Genomic DNA, 14487 nt, shown 5'->3' on the forward strand with positions numbered 1-14487 from the left:
CCTTGCACGAGGCTTGCCGCAAGTCAAAATGTTCTACCAAATGTCCACGCTGCATGGACATTAACGCCGGTTTCGTAACGAACTGGTCTTAAAAGTTTGGTAGAATCCCCGCGAAGTTGTAGAACAATGTTGATTTTGCTGACATCTCGGCCACATTCACGGCGAATTCCGTGTTTTTTGCCGTTATCTGCAAATCACCCCCAGGCGCATGCATCGACACTCCAACCACGCGAGACTGAATCCTTCCTCCGGCCAAGCAACTCGCGGTCTGCGCTTGCTGGCGTTGGTTGCATGCGTGGTGGGTCTGGCAGGTTGTGCCGCTACAAATCAAAAGTCAACCGCCCATACGTCCGAGATTGACCCCTACGAGACGGAATGGGTCGCCACCTCCGATGATCCCATCGGCGTACTGGTAAGCCAGAAATTCAAGCGCGAACGCCAGAAGACCCACTCGGGCGTCAATAGCGACAACGCCCTGGTCAGCGAAGCCCTGAACCATCTTGGCATCCGCTACCGCTTCGGCGGCAACTCCCCCGACACCGGATTCGACTGCAGCGGCTTGGTCACGTACACCGCCGAACGCTCGCTGGGCCTGAAGCTGCCCCGCAACGCCGCCGAAATGGCGCAGCAAGGCGTCTCGATCGCCAAGAACGAACTGAAGGCCGGCGACCTGGTCTTCTTCAATACGCTGGGCCGCCGCTACTCGCACGTGGGCATCTACCTGGGCGACGACCGCTTCGTGCACTCGCCCAGCGCCGGCGGCGTGGTCCGCGTGGAAAACATGACCATGGCCTACTGGTCCAAGCGCTACAACGGCGCGCGTCGCCTGGACAACAGCCTGATGGCTTCCGCCCGCGCCTCCAACTGATACGCTCCCAGGATAGCCGCCAGGCTCTCCCCGCCACAAGCAAAACGCCGCCGGACTTTCCAGTCCGGCGGCGTTTTTTTACATCTCTTCGCGGCGTTTTGGGCCGCAGGCCGTTCCGGCCTCCCCAGTTTTTGTTAGGCGGCGGCAGACCGTGCTTTCAGTGCACCGAGCCTGCCCGCTGGCACAGGCCGCATTGCTGCAGGGCCTGCTGCATGCTGCACACCGAACGCCGACAAGCGACGACCCGGATACCGCCACGTTGCGCGGCGTTGCGGAAGGTTTTCATGACGTTATGGCCCAGGAAGTCGGTCAGCAGGATGACCAGCTGGGTGCCCGAGGGCAGTTGCAACGTCTTCTTTTGATGCGAGGGATCACGCCCGCTGATGTGGTGCGTGATCGAAATGTTGTGCCCTTTGAGCAGATCCGGAATGTTGCCGAGGCGGTCGGCGCCCACTACCACTGCACTTAATCCTGCCGTCATGATGAACCTCACTGGGTCGTTGAGACTGGATGTAATGATAATGATTCCTATTTTTTAGTCAACTCAAATGAGATCTGTTCTTATTTAATTATTTTTATGAGCATATGGGAGGGGATAGGGCGGACCGTGTCGCGGCAAGAAAAAGGCGCGCCGCCCAACGGCGTCGCGCCTCTGATCCCCGAGGAAACGGCCTGCTACTTCGGCGTCCCCTGCACCGCTTCCGTCACCACCGCGCGGGTCAGCGAAGGCGCCAGCATCTCCAGGAAGGTGTAGACGTAGTCGCGCAGAAACACCCCTGCCTTCACGCCCACGCGGGTCGTATGCGTGCCGAACAGATGGCCCACCGGCAGGCCCACCAGATTGCTGTCGCGGCGCGGATCGTAGGCCACGCCAGCGATGATGCCGATGCCCAGGCCCACGTCGACATAGGTCTTGATGACGTCGGCATCGATGGCTTCCAGCACGATGTCGGGATGGATGCCCTGGTTGGCGAAGATCTCATCGATGGTGCTGCGGCCGGTGAAGGCGCGGTCATAGGTCACGATGGGATATTCGGCCAGTTGCGCCAGCGACAGGCGCTTGGCGGCGCTGGAGGTCAGTTCGGCCAGGGGATGATCCGGGCGCACCACCACGGTGTGTTCCCAGGCATAGACCGGCAAGGTCGCGAGGCCCGGCGTCAAGGCCAGCGATTCCGTCGCCAGTGCCAGGTCGGCCTGCTCGTGCAGGACCATTTCGGCCAGTTGCGCGGGGCTGCCTTCGGCCAGCGACAGGTGCACCTTGGGGAATTGCTTGCGGAATGCGGGAATCACGCGGGGCAGCAGATAGCGCGCCTGGGTGTGGGTGCAAGCGATGACCAGGCCGCCCTCGTCGCGGCGCGCGAACTCGTCGCTGACCTTCTTCAGGTTGTCGACTTCGCGCATGATGCGGTCGATGACCTGCGACACCGCCAGGCCGGGCTTGGTCAGCCCCTTGATGCGCTTGCCGTGCCGTTCGAAGATCTTGATGCCCAGTTCGTCCTCGAACTCGATGATCGCCTTGGAAACGCCGGGCTGCGAGGTGTAGAGCATCCGGGCGGCTTCGGTCAGATTGAAGTCGCGCCGGATGGTTTCGCGGACAAAACGAAATTGCTGCAGGTTCATGAATTGGCCCCTGTTAGACGGGCCAATTATAAGTAATAAGGGCGCCTTGTTATATAACTTATTTATATAAGCTTACATGCAAGGCGTCCCCAGTTCAGCGCATCGAGATCGTGGTGTTCACGCTCTTGGCATGGGCCGACCAGCGCGCGGTGACGGTCTTGGTCTGCGTCCAGAACTGCACGGCCTGCTTGCCGTTGGGGCCCAGGTCGCCCAGCTTGGAACCGCGCGAACCGGTGAAGCTGAACCAGGCCACCGGCACCGGGATCGGCACATTGATGCCGACCTGGCCGACGTCGATGTTGTTCTGGAAGTAGCGCGCCGCGCCGCCATCCTGGGTGAACAGCGCCACACCGTTGCCGTTGGGATTGCGGTTGATGAACGCGACCGCGTCCTCCAGCGTTTCAACGCCCACCACGCACAGGACCGGCCCGAAGATTTCCTCGGTGTAGATGGTCATGTTTTCGGTGACACCGTCGAAAATCGTCGGGCCCACGAAGTTGCCCTGCTCGAAACCGGCGACCTTCAGGCTGCGGCCGTCCAGCAGCAGCTTGGCGCCTTCGTCCACGCCCTTCTGGATCAGGCTTTCGACGCGCTTCTTGGCGTTGGGCGAAACCAGGGGACCGAGATCGGCCTCGCGGTCCATGCCGGAATTGACCTTGAGCTTCTTCGAGCGTTCGACGAAATCAGGCAGCCAGTTGCGGGCTTCACCCACCAGCACGGCCACGGACGAGGCCATGCAGCGCTGGCCGGCAGCGCCGAAGGCAGCGCCCACCAGCTGGTTCAGCGCGACCTCGGGATCGGCGTCCGGCAGGATCACGCAGTGGTTCTTGGCGCCCATCATGGACTGGCAGCGCTTGCCGGCGGCGGAGGCGCGGTTGTAGATCTCGGTGCCGACGCGGGTCGAGCCGATGAACGAGACCGCCTTGATGTCGGGGTGTTCGCACAGGCCGTTGGCGGTTTCCGGGCCGCCGTGCACCACGTTCAGCACGCCCGGCGGCAGGCCGGCTTCCAGCGCCAGCTGCGCCAGGAACAGCGAGGACGTCGGATCCTGCTCGGAAGGCTTGAGGACGAAGGTGTTGCCGCAGGCCACGGCGATCGGGAACATGAAGCAAGGCAGCATGACCGGGAAGTTGAACGCGGTGATGCCCGCGCACACGCCCAGCGGCTGGATCAGCGTGTAGACGTCGATGCCGGAAGCGGCATTCTCGGCGTATTCGCCCAGTTGCAGGTTGGCGATGGAGCAGGCGTGCTCCACCACTTCCAGGCCGCGGCCGACTTCGCCCTCGGCGTCCGGCAGGGTCTTGCCGTGCTCGCGGGTGATCATTTCGGCCAGCTTGCCGGAGTTGGCGCGCAGCAGTTCCTGGAACTTCAGCATGACGCGCATGCGAGCGCCCTGCCCGCTGTTGCGCCAGGTCTTGAAAGCCTCCTTGGCGTTGGAGACGGCCAGGTCCAGCTCTTCGCGCGTGGCGAAGGGCACCTTGGCGACGACCTCCTGGGTAGCGGGATTGATCACGTCCCGCCATTCGGTGGTTTTGGACTGCACGAGCTTGCCGCCGATCAATAGCGGAACGCGGGGGACTTCACTCATTTGATGCTCCTCACACTGCATGGTCGATGCGGATGGAATCCGCATACATGGATGGTGAGGCGCCGGCGGCAAGGGCCTGCCGACGCCCCGGGTTTACTTCTTGACCAGCGGGCAGCTCGAATCCGCCAGCGGCTGGAAGGCTTCGGCGGCCGGAATGGTGGCCACCAGCTTGGAATAGTCCCAACCACCCTTGGACTCGGACGGCTTCTTCACTTCATACAGGTACATGTCGTGGATCACACGGCCATCGGGACGGATGGAAGCGTTGCGCATGATCGGATCCTCGATGGGCAGCGCGCGCATCTTGTCGGCCACCACCTTGCCGTCGATGCTGCCGGAAGCGGCCACCGAGCGCAGGTAATGCCGCACGCTGGAGTACACGCCCGCCTGCGTCATGGTCGGCTTGAGGCCGCGGAAGGCCTTCTCGAAGCGCGCGGACCACTGGCGCGTGGCATCGTCGTAATCCCAGTAGAAGCCGTCCACGTAGGACAGGCCCTGGGCGCTTTCCAGGCCCAGCGCGCGCAGGTCCGACAGGAAAATCAGCAGCGACACCAGGCGCTGGCCGCCGGCCACGATGCCGAATTCGCGCGCCTGCTTGACCGCGTTGACGGTGTCCTGGCCGCCATTGGCCAGGGCCACGACCTGGGCCTTGGAGGCCTGCGCCTGCAGCAGGTAGGACGCGAAGTCCGGGGCGTTCAGGGGATGGCGCACGCTGCCGGCCACAGTGCCGCCCAGCGCCTGCACGGCCTTGGCCGTGTCGGCTTCCAGCGAGTGGCCGAAGGCGTAGTCCACGGTGATGAAGTACCAGGACTTGCCGCCCGCCTTCACCGTGGCCTTGGCGCCGCCCGCGGACTGCGAGTAGGTGTCGAACATCCAGTGAAAGCCCACCGGCGAGCATTCCTTGTTGGTCAGCGCCGTGGTGGCGGGACCGGAGAACATCACCACCTTGTTCTTTTCGCGCGCGATGCCCTGCACCGCCAGCGCCACCGCGGAATTGGTCAGGTCGGCGATGGCGGTGACGCCGTCGCGGTCGAACCATTCGCGCGCCTTGGCCGCACCCACGTCGGCCTTGTTCTGGTTGTCCGCGGACACCAGCTCGATCTTCATGCCCTTGCATTCCGCGGCCAGGCAGTCGTCGATGGCCAACTGCGCCGCCGCCACCGAACCAGGCCCGCCCATGCCGGCGTAGGTGCCAGACATGTCCGTCAGAATGCCGATCTTCACTGGCGGCTTATCCGCCGCCTGCGCCTGGCCGACCAATGCGGCGCCCAGACACAAGCCTACGGCCAGCCCGCGTGCGTGCAATTTCATGGATTTGTCTCCTGAGTTTTATGCGTTATGGCGCCGTCTTCGCGGCCTGCGGTCCCGGGGGGACCAGACCCCGGAGAGCCTGGCTACAGGCCCCAAGCCCGCCGACCCAGTGTAGATGTGTGAAAATCAACAAGCAACACTAGAAATGCACATTCCTTGTGCATTCATGCACAAGCAAAATTTGACCGGCGGCGCAGCGCGCAGCCGGGCCTGGAGAGCCGGAAAGTGCTTGATTGGGACAGCCTGAGATATTTCCTGGAAGTGGCCCGCACCCAGCGGGTGAGCGCCGCGGCGCGCAAGCTTGGCGTCGAGCACACGACGGTGTCGCGGCGCATCCGCGCGCTGGAAGCGGAGCTGGACACCCTGCTGTTCGAGAAGTCGCGCAGCGCGGGCTTCGTGCTGACCGAAGACGGCCAGCGCCTGTTCGTGCATGCCGAACAGATGGAGAGCACGGTGCACTCCGCCCGCGAAAACCTGTCGGGCATCGGCCAGGCGCTGTCGGGGCATTTGCGCATCGGCGCCACCGAGGGCTTCGGCAGCTATGTGCTGACGCCGCTGGCGGCGGACTTCCAGCGGCGCTATCCGCACATCACGCTGGACATCCTGCCGGTGCCGCGCTTTGTCAGCCTGTCCAAGCGCGAAGCCGACCTGGCCATCACCATCGAGCGCCCCCAGCGCGGCCCCTATGTGTGCAGCAAGCTGTGCGACTACACGCTGCGCCTGTACGGCACGCCCGGCTATCTGGCCAGCCACCCGCCGATCCGCGAGCGCGCGGACCTGGCCGACCACACCTTCATCGGCTACGTCGACGAACTGCTGTTCAGCGAGCGGCTGCGCTATCTGGAAGACCTGCTGCCCGCCAGCAAGGTGGTGTTGCGCAGCACCAGCGTGGTGGCGCAGTACCACGCCGCGCTGCAGGGCCAGTCGCTGGCGATCCTGCCCTGCTTCATCGCCGCGCAGGACCCGCGGCTCACGCCGGTGCTGGCGGACGAGGTCGAGATCACGCGCTCGTTCTGGATGTATTGCCATGAAGACCTGCGCAAGCTCAAGCGCGTGACGGCCCTGTGGGAATTCATCCGCAAGTCGGTGCTAAAGAACGCCGACCTGCTGGCCGGCAAGGGCGGCACGATGAAGTACCTGCCCTGAAAAAGCCGCGGCCCGCGCTGGGCGGGCCGCAAGGCGTTGGATGTGCCGGCGTCAGGCGCTGTTCTTGGGCGCCTTCACGCGCAAGCGCCGCATCAGCAGGAAGAAGGTCAGCATCGCCACCAAGGCATGGATCGCCCACACGCCCACGCCGAAGCTCAGCTTGCCGTTGGAGATCCAGGCGCGCGACAGGTTCATCAGGTTCATGTAGAGCAGGCCCACCAGGCCGGCGATGAGCAGGTCGCCCGAACGCCCCAGGCGCGGATTGACGGCGCCCAGCGGAATCGCCAGCAGCGCAAGGTTCAGCGCGGCCAGCGGCAACGAGACCCGCCACATCACTTGCGACCAGCTGCTGTTGGTGTTGTCCGCGATCAGTTGCGAGGTGGTGCGCGCCTTGGCGGAACGTTCCGCGTTGGCGCGCGCTTCGGCCACGGGATCTCCGCCCGACTTGCTTTCCAGGCGCAGGCCGTACTTGTCGAAGTGCACCAGCCGGATCTCGGGAGTGCCCGGCTTCAGGTCATAGCGATGGCCTTCGCCCAGCACCAGGAAGCGGTCGCCATTGGGCAAAGTTTCGCTGTGGGCCTTGCTGGCGGTCAGCACGCTGAGCCATTCGGGGCCATTTTCGCGCGCGAACACGTTGCCCAGTTCGTCGCTGGGTTCCAGGGGATCCTCGGCGAAGAACACACGGTTGCCGCCGGACGATTCCGCGAACTGGCCGGCCGTGACCTTGGACAGGTCGGACCGCTGCTCGAAGCGTTCATGGTATTCGCCGATCTGGCGGTACGCCCAGGGCGCCGCCACCAGCGTCAGCCCCGCCACCGCCAGCGCCACCGGGATGGCGACGCGCAGCACCGGCCGGAACCAATCGGCCAGCGACAGGCCGCTGGCGAACCACACCACCATTTCGGATTCGCGGTAATTGCGGGTGACGGTGGTGAGGACCGCGATGAAGACCGAGACCGCGAGAATGGTCGGCAATGCGGTGATGGTCGACAGCGCGGCCAGCACCACCACGACGTCCGCCCCGATGTTGCCGCCCGCGGCTTCGCCGAGCAGGCGCACGAGCAGCACGCTGAGCCATACGATGAGCAACGTGGAAAAGACAACGCCAGCGTGACTGGTGATCTCGCTGACGACAGAGCGTTTGAATAGAGACATGGGAGAATATGCGGGATAATCGACCGCATTCTACACAGACGTACACGGGAAACCCTCATGGAATTTAGCACACAGACCACTGCTTCCCTGCACCAAGTCAAGACCGCCGCCCTGGCCGTCGGGGTCTATGCGGAAGGCGTGTTGAGCCCCGCCGCCGATCTCATCGACCGCGCTTCCAACGGCGCCGTGCGTTCGGTGGTCAAGGCCGAGTTCCGCGGCCGCGCCGGCTCCACGCTGACCCTGCGCAACCTGCCCGGCGTGTCCGCGCAGCGCGTGGTGCTGGTCGGCCTGGGCAAGCAGGAAGAATATTCGGCCCGCGCCCACGCTTCGGCCGAGCAGGCCTTCGCCGCGGCCTGCGTATCGGCCCAGTTGGCCGAAGGCGTGTCCACGCTGGTCGCCAACCCGATCGCGGACGTGGCCGTCATCGCGCGCGCCCGCAGCGCCGCGATCGCAGCCGGCAACGCCACCTATCACTACGACGCCAGCTTCGGCAAGCCCGACCGCGACGCCCGTCCCAAGCTCAAGAAGATCGTCCAGGTGGTCGAGCGCGCCGACGCGGCCCAGGCCCAGAAGGGCCTGCGCGAAGGCGGCGCCATCGCCAACGGCATGGACCTGACCCGCACGCTGGGCAACCTGCCCGGCAATATCTGCACGCCGACCTACCTGGGCGAAACGGCCAAGCGCCTGGCCCGCGAGTTCAAGTCGCTGAAGGTGGAAGTGCTGGACCGCAAGCAGGTCGAAGCGCTGGGCATGGGCTCGTTCCTGTCGGTCGCGCGCGGTTCCGAGGAAGCGCTGCGCTTCATCGTCCTGCGCCATGCCGGCAGCAAGACCGCCAAGAAGACCGCCAAGGGCGCGCAAGGCCCCATTGTGCTGGTCGGCAAGGGCATCACCTTCGATGCCGGCGGCATCTCGCTCAAGCCCGCCGCCACCATGGACGAAATGAAGTACGACATGTGCGGCGCCGCCAGCGTGCTGGGCTCGTTCCGCGCCCTGGCCGAACTGGAGCTGCCGCTGGACGTGGTGGGCCTGATCCCCGCTTGCGAAAACCTGCCCAGCGGCAAGGCCAACAAGCCGGGCGACGTGGTCACCAGCATGGCCGGCCTGACCATCGAAATCCTGAACACCGACGCCGAAGGCCGCCTGGTGCTGTGCGACGCGCTGACCTACGCCGAACGCTTCAAGCCGTCCGCCGTCATCGACATCGCCACCCTGACCGGCGCTTGCGTGGTGGCCCTGGGCAACGTCAACAGCGGCCTGTTCTCCAAGGACGACGCCCTGGCCGACGCGCTGGCCGCGGCCGGCCGCCAGTCGCTGGACACCGCATGGCGCATGCCGATGGACGACGCCTACCAGGAACAGCTCAAGTCCAACTTCGCCGATCTCGCCAACATCGGCGGTCCTCCGGCGGGCGCGGTCACGGCGGCCTGCTTCCTGTCGCGCTTTGCCACCTCGTACCGCTGGGCCCACCTGGACATCGCCGGCACCGCCTGGCGCGGCGGCAAGGACAAGGGCGCCACTGGCCGCCCCGTGCCGCTCCTGATGCAGTACCTGCTGGACCAGGCTTGAAACGGCAGCAACGGAACCCGGCATGACGCGCATCGACTTCGCCTTCGGCGCGCCCGACCGCTTGCGCACCGCCTGCCAGGTGGTGCGCAAGCGCTACCTGGCAGGGCAGCGGCTGGTGGTGTACTGTAGGGATGGCTCCCGCCTGGCCGCGTTTGACCGCATGCTCTGGGCCTTCGACGACACGTCTTTCGTGCCGCACGTGCTGGCCAACGATCCGCTGGCGGGCGAGACCCCGGTGATTCTCACCGCCGGCGATCCGCAACAGGCGGCCGCCGCGGCGAGCCAGGGCGGACAGCCCCAGCCGTCCTGGCTGCTGAACCTGGACCTCGACTGCCCTCCGGGTTTCGAAGCCTTCGAGCGCCTGCTTGAAATCGTCTCGGATGACCCCGAGGACAAGCAGGCCGCCCGCCAGCGCTGGCGAGCCTACCTGGCCGCGGGCCACACGCCGCAAAGCCACGACCTCAGCCGCCAGCAGCCGGACGGCTGAACGCGCCGGCCTTGCGGCGCGCCACCTCGATCATCCGGGAGCCATCATGCCCTCTCGCCACGCCGACCCCGGCATCCCTACCCTGACCCAGCGGGCCGAGCCCGCGCTCTACCCGCCGGCTTCCCCGGACGACGCGGACATGCCCGTGCTGACCGAACTGGCCGACGATGGCGCGCAGGATCATGACGACGACGCCTTTCCTCTCCTGACGGAAGTGGCGGACGGCGACCATGCGTCCCCTGATATCATTCCACCGGCAGCCGCCGTCCCTGCTACGCCCTATGCCGCGCCGGACGCCACGGTTCTGAGCGCCCGCCTGCAGGCCGAGGTCGAACAGCTGATGCGCGAGGCCCTGGCCGAAGCCATCGAACAGATCCAGGCCCGCATGGACGCGGAATTGCCGCGCATCGTCGCCCGGGTGCTGCAGGACGTCAGGCCGGGTTGACCCGTCTGGAACCTATTTCCCGCCTCTGGTCTAATCCTAGGCAGAACTGGATTCTTCAGGGAACTGTAAGGTATCCTTCCCATCTAAGCCTTCTAGGCAACCATTACTCTGCCGCACACAGGAGTTCTCAATGAACGAATATCGTCCGTCCCCTTTTAACCGTTCCGGCGCCGTGGCCGGCGCGCCGGGCGAGGTCGCGCGCAACCAGGTGCTGCGCAACACCTATTGGCTTCTGGCGCTCTCGCTGATCCCGACCGTGCTGGGCGCGGCCGTGGGCATGTACACCGGCATCAACCGCATCATGGGCGCAAGCCCCGGCCTGTCCGCCATCGTGTTCCTGGTGGGCGCCTTCGGCCTGATGTTCGCGATCGAAAAGAACAAGAACAGCTCGCTGGGCGTGGTCCTGCTGCTGGCCTTCACGTTCTTCATGGGCGTGATGCTGTCGCGCCTGCTGGGTTTCGTCATGGGCATGAGCAACGGCTCGCAGCTGGTCATGACGGCCTTCGGCGGCACCGCGATCGTGTTCGGCACGATGGCCACGCTGGCCACCACCATCAAGCGCGACCTGTCGGGATTGCAGAAATTCCTGTTCATCGGCGCGGTCGTGATCCTGGTGGCGGCCCTGGCCAACATCTTCCTGCAGCTGCCGGCGCTGATGCTGACCATCTCGGTCCTGGCCATCGTCATCTTCTCGGCCTTCATGCTGGTCGACCTGCAGCGCGTGGTCAACGGCGGCGAAACCAACTACGTGTCCGCCACGCTGGCCATCTACCTGGACGTCTACAACGTCTTCTCGAACCTGCTGATGCTGCTGGGCATCTTCGGCGGCAACCGCGAGTAATCGAAACGCTGCCAAACCGGCACAAAGAGCCTACATTCACATGTAGGCTCTTTTTCTTTATCTTGGGCCTACATTCACGTGTAGGCTCTTTTTCTTTATCTTGGGCCTACATTCACGTGCAGGCCCTTTTTCTTTGCCGCGCCCGCCCCCTCCCGCTGGAGCCACGCCATGCCCGACCGCCGCCGCTTCCTCCAGACCGCTGCCGCCGCCGCCCTGACCGGTTCCGCCTTGCCGGCTCGCGCCCTCAGCGTGGTGACGCCCATGCACAGGCGGAACATACCCGCCTCTGGCGAGGCGCTGCCTGTCATCGGCTTGGGTACCGCCGACACCTTCAACGTGTCCCCCGCGGACAAGGCCGCCATGGCGCCGCTGGCGCAGGTGCTGGACACGCTGCTGCAAAAGGGCGGCAAGCTGATCGACACGGCTCCCAGCTACGGGCAGGCGGAAGCGGTCACCGGCGCGCTGCTGGCGCGCGACGGCGGCTTGCGGAGCAAGACCTTCCTGGCGACCAAGATCGGCACGCAGGGCCACGAATCGGCCATGCGCCAGGTGCGCCAATCGCAACAGGCGCTGGGCAGCAACAAGCTCGACCTGGTCCAGGTGCACAACCTGATCGACACCGCCAACCAACTGGCGCTGCTGCGCGAACTGAAACAGCAAGGCGTGATCCGCTACCTGGGCATCACGCACTACACCGACCACGCCCACGACGAGCTGACCGAACTGGTGGAACGGGAAAAGCCCGATTTCCTGCAGGTCAACCTGTCCGTGGCCGACCGCGGCGCCGAAAAACGCCTGTTGCCCGCCTGCCAGGCCCACGGTGTCGCAGTGCTGATCAACCGCCCGTTCCAGGACGGCGCGCTGTTCCGCCGGGTCAAGGGCATGGCGCTGCCGCCGCTGGCCGCCGAGCTCGATTGCGGATCCTGGGCGCAGATCTTCCTGAAATTCATCATCGGCCATCCCGCGGTCACCGCCGTCATTCCGGCCACCTCCAAGCCGGCCAACATGGCGGACAACGCGCAGGCCGGCTTCGGGCCGCTGCCGGACGCCGCCATGCGGGAACGCGTCGCTGCCCTGCTGGCCTGACGCCATGGCGTCGGCCCCCGGCAGCCTGCAAGCCCGCGCCGCGCAGGCGCTGGGCATACTCCAGGAGGAACTGGCGCCGGCAGCCTGCGGCTTCGCGTTTTTCTTCTTCCTGTTCTGCGGCTATTTCATGCTGCGGCCGATACGCGAGACCATGGGCATCCAGGCGGGCGTCGACCAGCTGCAATGGCTCTTCACCGCGACCTTCGTCGCCATGCTGGCCGTGGTGCCGCTGTTCGGCTGGCTGTCGGCGCGCGTGCCTCGCGCCATGCTGGTGACCTGGGTCTATGCCGCCTTCGCCCTCAGCATGGCCGGTTTCGCCGCCCTGCTCCATCTGCGGCCCGGCAGCGTCTGGGCGGCGCGCAGCTTCTATGTGTGGCTGTCGGTCTTCAACCTGTTCGTCGTCTCCATCGCCTGGAGCCTGATGGCCGACGTGTTCCGTATGGATTCCGCCAAGCGCCTGTTCGCGCTGATCGCCGCGGGCGCCAGCGCCGGCGGGCTGGCCGGCCCGCTTTTGGGCGGCCTGCTGGCTGGCGTGCTCGGTCCCGCCGGCCTGTTGCTGCTGTCGGCGCTGCTGTTGACCGCCACCCTGCCCCTCAAGCGCTGGCTGCTGCGCTGGCGTGCGGCCCACCGCGAGGATGCTGCCGCGGACGACATGCGCAGGCCGCTGGAGGGTTCGATCCTGGCGGGCCTCTCGCGCATTTTCCAGTCTCCCTTTCTGCTGGGAATTTCGCTGCTGGTGATCCTGCTGGCCACGCTCAACACCTTTCTCTACATGGAGCAGGCGCGGCTGGTGGCGGATGCCTTCACCGACACGGCGCAACGCATCCGGGTCTTCAGCGCGCTGGACTTCACGGTGCAGGCGCTGTCGCTGCTGTCGCAGCTCTTCATCACCGGACGCGTGGCCACCCGCCTGGGGCTGCGCTTCCTGCTGACCGCCGTGCCGCTGACGATGACGGCCGCTTTCCTGGCGCTGGCGGCCTTTCCCGTCTTCGGCGTGCTGGCCGCGGCCATGATCGTGCGCCGGGTCGGCGAGTACGCGCTGATCCGGCCGGGGCGGGAAATGCTGTTCACGGCGGTTTCGCCGGAAGACAAGTACAAGACCAAGAACGTCATCGATACCGTGGTCTACCGGGCGGGCGACGCGGCCAGCGGCTGGGTCAAGGCGGGCGTGGACATGCTGGGCTATGGCGCGGCCCTGATCGCCGTGCTGGGCGCCCTGTGCGCGCTGGCGGCCGCGGCGGTAGGCCATGGGCTGGGACGGACCGCAGACCGTCGTATTGCGGACAAGTCTTAGATTTTTTTGAACATCCATCTCATTGAAACAAACGTATTCCCCAGGCCGCGACCGCACAATGGCGCAGCTCTCAATGCCTGGGGAAACGTCATGAAACGCACCGCCTGTCTTGCCTCCCTGTTGCTCAGCCTGGCCGCGCCCGCCGCGCTGGCCGCCTATCCGGAACGCGCCATCACCCTGATCGTGCCGGCCGCAGCGGGCGGCAACGCCGACATCACCGCACGGCTGGTGGGCCAGGAAATGAGCCGCCAGTTGGGCCAGCCCGTGGTCGTGGAAAACCGCGTCGGCGCGGGCGGCCGCATCGGCACCCAGGCTGTGGCGCGCGCGGCGGCCGACGGCTACACCATCGGCTATGCCCACGTCGGCACGCTGGTGCTGCACCGGTTCCTGTTCAAGCAGCAACTCTACGACCTGGACCGCGACATCGCCGCCATCGGGCTGGTGGCCGAAACGCCCAACGTCATCGTGGTGAACGCGTCCTCGCCCTATCGCGACTTGAAGGGGTTCATCGAAGCCAGCCGCGCCCAGCCGGAGCGCCTGACGATGACCTCGGCCGACCCGGGCACCACCAGCGAAGTCGGGGTCAAGCTCTTCATCGCCCAGACCGGCGCCGCCGTGCGCCAGATCCCGTACAAGGCCACGGCTGCGCAGTTGTCCGACCTGCTGGGCGGCCATGTCGATTCCATGATGGAGAACCTGCCGCCGCTCATCGGCAACCTGAAGGACGGCCGCCTGCGCGCGCTGGCGGTCACCACCAAGACCCGCGCCGCCTCCAATCCGGACGTGCCGACGGTGGCGGAGCAAGGCTATCCCGACTACGAACAATCAGCCTGGAGCGCGCTGGTCGCGCCCGCAGGCACCCCGCCCGAGGTCATCGCGCGGCTGAACGCGGCGATGAACGCGGCGCTGCGCTCGGACAACGTCAGCAAGGAACTGCGCAGCCGCTCCCAGGAACCGCTGGGCGGCACGCCGCAGGACGTACAGAACCAGATACGCAAGGAGCTGCCCAAATGGGAAGGCATCATCAAGGCCGCCGGCACCACGCTGGATTGAACCGGATCCCCACACGCGCAGGAGCCG

Annotated in this window: 14 protein-coding genes; 9 read left to right on the forward strand and 5 right to left on the reverse strand. The window is 65.7% G+C overall.

Going from position 1 to position 14487, the window contains the following annotated elements:
- Nucleotides 1-208: 208 nt before the first annotated feature.
- Entirely contained in the window at nucleotides 209-868 is a 660-nt protein-coding gene (locus NGK62_RS03005; RefSeq protein WP_059374739.1) for a C40 family peptidase, read from the forward strand.
- 157 nt (nucleotides 869-1025) lie between these two features.
- Here NGK62_RS03005 and NGK62_RS03010 read toward each other — a convergent pair whose 3' ends face one another.
- The 4 genes from NGK62_RS03010 to NGK62_RS03025 form a co-directional block, all read right to left on the reverse strand.
- On the reverse strand, nucleotides 1026-1349 hold the full coding sequence (locus NGK62_RS03010; RefSeq protein ID WP_054451313.1) for a DUF2325 domain-containing protein: 324 nt from the start codon (nucleotides 1347-1349) through the stop codon (nucleotides 1026-1028).
- Between the two features lie 194 nt (nucleotides 1350-1543).
- Nucleotides 1544-2488 (reverse strand): CysB family HTH-type transcriptional regulator, encoded by a 945-nt coding sequence (locus tag NGK62_RS03015; protein WP_054450660.1) that lies wholly within the window; start codon nucleotides 2486-2488, stop codon nucleotides 1544-1546.
- Nucleotides 2489-2582: 94 nt separating this feature from the next.
- Entirely contained in the window at nucleotides 2583-4076 is a 1494-nt protein-coding gene (locus NGK62_RS03020; RefSeq protein WP_059374741.1) for a CoA-acylating methylmalonate-semialdehyde dehydrogenase, read from the reverse strand.
- Nucleotides 4077-4169: 93 nt separating this feature from the next.
- The gene (locus NGK62_RS03025) at nucleotides 4170-5387 is read right to left on the reverse strand and encodes an ABC transporter substrate-binding protein (RefSeq protein WP_251877372.1); all 1218 of its coding nucleotides are present in this window, start codon (nucleotides 5385-5387) and stop codon (nucleotides 4170-4172) included.
- A 225-nt stretch (nucleotides 5388-5612) separates the two neighbouring features.
- On the opposite strand from NGK62_RS03025, the gene NGK62_RS03030 reads away from it, so the two are divergent.
- Nucleotides 5613-6533, forward strand: coding sequence for a LysR family transcriptional regulator (locus NGK62_RS03030; protein ID WP_059374745.1), 921 nt, complete (start codon nucleotides 5613-5615; stop codon nucleotides 6531-6533).
- 51 nt (nucleotides 6534-6584) lie between these two features.
- Here NGK62_RS03030 and lptF read toward each other — a convergent pair whose 3' ends face one another.
- Nucleotides 6585-7688 carry an LPS export ABC transporter permease LptF gene (gene lptF / locus NGK62_RS03035; RefSeq protein ID WP_059374747.1) on the reverse strand — a complete coding sequence of 368 codons (1104 nt, stop codon included), beginning with the start codon at nucleotides 7686-7688 and terminating at the stop codon, nucleotides 6585-6587.
- Between the two features lie 57 nt (nucleotides 7689-7745).
- Here lptF and NGK62_RS03040 point away from each other — a divergent pair, with 57 nt between their 5' ends.
- The 7 genes from NGK62_RS03040 (at nucleotide 7746) to NGK62_RS03070 (ending at nucleotide 14460) form a co-directional block, all read left to right on the forward strand.
- Complete coding sequence (locus tag NGK62_RS03040) at nucleotides 7746-9254, forward strand: leucyl aminopeptidase (RefSeq protein WP_059374749.1); 1509 nt, start codon at nucleotides 7746-7748, stop codon at nucleotides 9252-9254.
- A gap of 22 nt (nucleotides 9255-9276) precedes the next feature.
- The gene (locus NGK62_RS03045) at nucleotides 9277-9741 is read left to right on the forward strand and encodes a DNA polymerase III subunit chi (protein ID WP_251877374.1); all 465 of its coding nucleotides are present in this window, start codon (nucleotides 9277-9279) and stop codon (nucleotides 9739-9741) included.
- A gap of 46 nt (nucleotides 9742-9787) precedes the next feature.
- Nucleotides 9788-10186 (forward strand): hypothetical protein, encoded by a 399-nt coding sequence (locus tag NGK62_RS03050; RefSeq protein WP_118931834.1) that lies wholly within the window; start codon nucleotides 9788-9790, stop codon nucleotides 10184-10186.
- 130 nt (nucleotides 10187-10316) lie between these two features.
- Nucleotides 10317-11027, forward strand: coding sequence for a Bax inhibitor-1/YccA family protein (locus NGK62_RS03055; RefSeq protein ID WP_054450644.1), 711 nt, complete (start codon nucleotides 10317-10319; stop codon nucleotides 11025-11027).
- A 168-nt stretch (nucleotides 11028-11195) separates the two neighbouring features.
- Complete coding sequence (locus NGK62_RS03060) at nucleotides 11196-12113, forward strand: aldo/keto reductase (RefSeq protein WP_251877376.1); 918 nt, start codon at nucleotides 11196-11198, stop codon at nucleotides 12111-12113.
- Between the two features lie 4 nt (nucleotides 12114-12117).
- Complete coding sequence (locus NGK62_RS03065) at nucleotides 12118-13407, forward strand: NTP/NDP exchange transporter (protein WP_059374757.1); 1290 nt, start codon at nucleotides 12118-12120, stop codon at nucleotides 13405-13407.
- Nucleotides 13408-13497: 90 nt separating this feature from the next.
- A complete protein-coding gene (locus NGK62_RS03070) occupies nucleotides 13498-14460 on the forward strand; it encodes a Bug family tripartite tricarboxylate transporter substrate binding protein (RefSeq protein WP_118931837.1) in 963 nt (320 codons plus the stop codon).
- Nucleotides 14461-14487: the final 27 nt, after the last annotated feature.

This window comes from Achromobacter sp. Marseille-Q4954, assembly GCF_943737025.1.
GTDB lineage: Bacteria > Pseudomonadota > Gammaproteobacteria > Burkholderiales > Burkholderiaceae_B > Achromobacter > Achromobacter bronchisepticus_A.

Coding starts and splice junctions, on each gene's coding strand:
- lptF (WP_059374747.1), bottom strand. CDS start 7,688: ATGTCTCTATTCAAACGCTCTGTCGTCAGCGAGATCACCAGTCACGCT.
- NGK62_RS03020 (WP_059374741.1), bottom strand. CDS start 4,076: ATGAGTGAAGTCCCCCGCGTTCCGCTATTGATCGGCGGCAAGCTCGTG.
- NGK62_RS03050 (WP_118931834.1), top strand. CDS start 9,788: ATGCCCTCTCGCCACGCCGACCCCGGCATCCCTACCCTGACCCAGCGG.
- NGK62_RS03005 (WP_059374739.1), top strand. CDS start 209: ATGCATCGACACTCCAACCACGCGAGACTGAATCCTTCCTCCGGCCAA.
- NGK62_RS03055 (WP_054450644.1), top strand. CDS start 10,317: ATGAACGAATATCGTCCGTCCCCTTTTAACCGTTCCGGCGCCGTGGCC.
- NGK62_RS03060 (WP_251877376.1), top strand. CDS start 11,196: ATGCCCGACCGCCGCCGCTTCCTCCAGACCGCTGCCGCCGCCGCCCTG.
- NGK62_RS03015 (WP_054450660.1), bottom strand. CDS start 2,488: ATGAACCTGCAGCAATTTCGTTTTGTCCGCGAAACCATCCGGCGCGAC.
- NGK62_RS03045 (WP_251877374.1), top strand. CDS start 9,277: ATGACGCGCATCGACTTCGCCTTCGGCGCGCCCGACCGCTTGCGCACC.
- NGK62_RS03010 (WP_054451313.1), bottom strand. CDS start 1,349: ATGACGGCAGGATTAAGTGCAGTGGTAGTGGGCGCCGACCGCCTCGGC.
- NGK62_RS03025 (WP_251877372.1), bottom strand. CDS start 5,387: ATGAAATTGCACGCACGCGGGCTGGCCGTAGGCTTGTGTCTGGGCGCC.
- NGK62_RS03065 (WP_059374757.1), top strand. CDS start 12,118: ATGGCGTCGGCCCCCGGCAGCCTGCAAGCCCGCGCCGCGCAGGCGCTG.
- NGK62_RS03070 (WP_118931837.1), top strand. CDS start 13,498: ATGAAACGCACCGCCTGTCTTGCCTCCCTGTTGCTCAGCCTGGCCGCG.
- NGK62_RS03040 (WP_059374749.1), top strand. CDS start 7,746: ATGGAATTTAGCACACAGACCACTGCTTCCCTGCACCAAGTCAAGACC.